The organism is bacterium, assembly GCA_040755795.1.
Classification (GTDB): domain Bacteria; phylum UBA9089; class CG2-30-40-21; order CG2-30-40-21; family SBAY01; genus JBFLXS01.
Window position 1 is genome coordinate 1 of sequence record JBFLXS010000640.1, and the last position, 1,624, is coordinate 1,624.

The window sequence follows — 1,624 nt, forward strand, 5'->3', positions numbered from 1 at the left end:
TTTCGCAGACTCCAGGATTGATGTCCGAAGGGTGGAGCAAGAAAAAGTTTGAGCCATTTCTCCAATTCTCCCTTTTCCCCATTTCTCCTTGTTTACACTTCTAATGTATAGCCCTGAACGGTTACAAGGTTGATTGAAGGATGAAAGGAAAAAATATGCAGTCTCAAGATAAAGATTTTGCTTTATATACCCTGAATTACGCCACAAAATTGATTTACTCAGCTACGGATTTAAAAGGGCTGATAGAGGTGGCAATTGATATGTTTTTAGAACTGGCAGAAGCCAATAGCGGTTCTATAATATTACTTGACTCTCAGGATTCCAGTCTAAAAATAGCCGTGGTAAAACGCCACTATTCAACCATTTGTAATTACCCGGAGAAAAGATTAGAGCCTGCTCCCAAATTAATTTTAGAGGTAATTAATGAAACTAAACCTTATTTCACCAATAATCCTTCTCAATTTCAAAACATAGGCGATGATTCAGGAAAAGATGCAAACTCTTTACTCTGTATTCCATTACTTGGTCAGGAAAAGGCGATAGGAGTTGTTTGCCTTTATTCCCAATGCAATGAATACGACCAGGATACGATTAATCTTATTTCTACATTAGCCACACAGGTTGGTGTCAATATAGAGAATGTTCGATTATATAAAGAGTTGGAGGAATGGGCAAAAGTGCTTGAACTCCGCGTCACAGAACGAACTAAAGAACTGGCAGAGGCAAACGAAGAATTAAGAAAAATAGACCAGGCTAAATCAGATTTCCTCTCTACCGCGGCACACGAATTGAAGACACCTATGACCTCAATCAAGGCTATTGCTCTGACATTGGTTAATAACCCTGATGAGGATATTGCTATCAGAACAGAATTTTTATCCCTTATTTCTTCAGAGGTTGACAGGTTGACCAGATTAATCAATGATATTCTGAATTTATCTAAAATAGAGGCGGGTATGCTGGAATGGGATATGAAGGAAATATCCCTGGGAGATGTAATTAATCAGTCTATTACCAATATCAATCCAGTAGCCTGCCAGAAGAAGATAAAAATTCAAATGAATATACCAGAGAAATTACCAAATATCACTGGTGATTATGAGAGATTGATGCAGGTCGTGATTAATCTGCTTAGCAATGCCATTAAATTTACGCCAGAGGGAGGTGAGATAGAAGTAAGGATAAAAGATAGACACCAACCCGAAGAGATATTGCAAGTAAGTGTAACTGATAGCGGCGTAGGTATCGCCAGGGAGGATTTAGAGAAGGTATTTGATAAATTTAAACAGGTAGGTGGTAAAAAAACACAGGGCACAGGACTGGGACTGACTATCTGTAAGCAGATTATAGAACATCATGGCGGAAAGATATGGGTGGAAAGTCAATTGGGGATGGGTGCGACATTCCATTTTACTATCCCGGTCAGGAATAATCCATAGATTTCACAGATGGTAACCGTTCAGGGATATAGCCACAGAGTTACAGAGAACACAGAGAGAATATAGCAGTTATTAGTCAAAATTTTACTCAGAGTGGATAAGGGAAAAATCCCAAATCCCAAGCACCAAATTTCAAGTAATAAATACCAAACTATGGGGGGTAATGTTTTGAATTTTGGTCATTC

Annotated in this window: 1 protein-coding gene; it reads left to right on the top strand. The window is 38.5% G+C overall.

Annotated elements, in window-relative coordinates; all coding sequences use genetic code 11:
• Positions 1-140 precede the first annotated feature (140 nt).
• Positions 141-1,439 carry a GAF domain-containing sensor histidine kinase gene (locus tag AB1414_20535; protein ID MEW6609798.1) on the top strand — a complete coding sequence of 433 codons (1,299 nt, stop codon included), beginning with the start codon at positions 141-143 and terminating at the stop codon, positions 1,437-1,439.
• The last annotated feature ends 185 nt before the right edge of the window (positions 1,440-1,624 follow it).

What these genes read in the sequence shown, in the direction of transcription:
- AB1414_20535 (MEW6609798.1), top strand. Translation starts at nt 141, where the DNA reads ATGAAAGGAAAAAATATGCAGTCTCAAGATAAAGATTTTGCTTTATAT.